2 protein-coding genes and 1 pseudogene are annotated in these 1188 nt (G+C 38.1%); all 3 read left to right on the forward strand.

Going from position 1 to position 1188, the window contains the following annotated elements:
- Positions 1-101 precede the first annotated feature (101 nt).
- Positions 102-314 (forward strand): annotated as a pseudogene (locus ACRC28_RS06570) (RNase H-like domain-containing protein); the annotation flags it as partial.
- A 54-nt stretch (positions 315-368) separates the two neighbouring features.
- A complete protein-coding gene (locus ACRC28_RS06575; RefSeq protein ID WP_438542652.1) occupies positions 369-761 on the forward strand; it encodes an integrase zinc binding domain-containing protein in 393 nt (130 codons plus the stop codon).
- 41 nt (positions 762-802) lie between these two features.
- A complete protein-coding gene (locus ACRC28_RS06580; RefSeq protein WP_438542653.1) occupies positions 803-1045 on the forward strand; it encodes a DDE-type integrase/transposase/recombinase in 243 nt (80 codons plus the stop codon).
- The last annotated feature ends 143 nt before the right edge of the window (positions 1046-1188 follow it).

The raw sequence follows: 1188 nt of genomic DNA on the forward strand, positions 1-1188 counted from the left end.
GGGAAGCTCAGAATAGCGAATTATGAAAAAGAATTCTAACACGAACTGATGCTAGTAATATTGGTCTAGGGGCAGTATTACTTTAAAAGGATGAGTACAATGAGTGGGTACCAGTTCAATGGGCCTCTAAAAAACTTACGCCAACCGAGACACGTTATGCCATCAGTGAGAAAGAGATGTACGCGGTGTTCTGGGGCATTAAAAAGTTTGAGTATGAACTTAGAGGAAGGAAATTCAGAGTAGAAACAGATCATAAGGCGTTGGTGGAGATAAGAAGAAAGCCATTTTTTATAAATAATAGGATAAATCGTTGAGTTGAGAAAATTCAGGAATTCGATTTTAGCATTGAGTACAGGAAGCCAGATGAAATGGTAGTTGCTGATGCATTGAGTAGAGTTTATACTGAAGCTGATCCAAAGAAGGTGAGGAATAAGAGGCGATCTGTGCAACAAATGGAGGGAAAGTCTCGCAAACATGTGGAAGAGATCGATGGGGTTGTGTATTGGAAATTTGATTCTGGTAGAAGAGCTATAATACCGAGAGAAAATGACAGGGAGGTTCTTGTCATGAAAGAACACCAGAAGTTAGGACATAGATCTATAACTAGTGTGCATTATAGTTTGAAACAGGAACATTATTGGCCAGGGATGAAGAATGATATAGCAGAGATTTTAAAGAGATGCACACAGTGTCAAATATATAATCGTAAAAGGACAGGAGGGTACGACTTTATAGAAACGAGTAGATATTTGAAAAAGTAGGATTGGATTTGATTGACTTTTGAGACAAGGGTAAATATGTCTTGGTGGCTGTTGATTTTCATACTAGGTTGGTTTTGGGTGTTGTGTTGGATGATAAACGAGGGACAACGGTGGTAGACTTTTTGGTAGATCTATGTAGAATGAGTAAAAAGCCTGAAGAGTATGTTACCGACAATGGTAAGGAATTTGAGAATGAGTCTTTTAAGGAAATGTGCAGGAGAATGAATATAAAACATAGGAAAGTAAGTATAGACTCATATAGAAGTAATGGACGGGTAGGGTAGAGAGAGTAATCTGCACATTGAGAGAAACCATACTCAAGCTTACAGGCAATGATTTTGATGTTAAGGTGGCAAAAGCGATAAAGATTTACAACAATAGTTAGCACGTAGGTATTAAATGTACACCAGCGGAGGCAAGGATTGAT

The sequence above is a fragment of the Clostridium sp. genome (assembly GCF_051650885.1).
Taxonomy (GTDB): domain Bacteria; phylum Bacillota; class Clostridia; order Clostridiales; family Clostridiaceae; genus Clostridium.

Coding starts and splice junctions, on each gene's coding strand:
- ACRC28_RS06575 (WP_438542652.1), top strand. CDS start 369: ATGGTAGTTGCTGATGCATTGAGTAGAGTTTATACTGAAGCTGATCCA.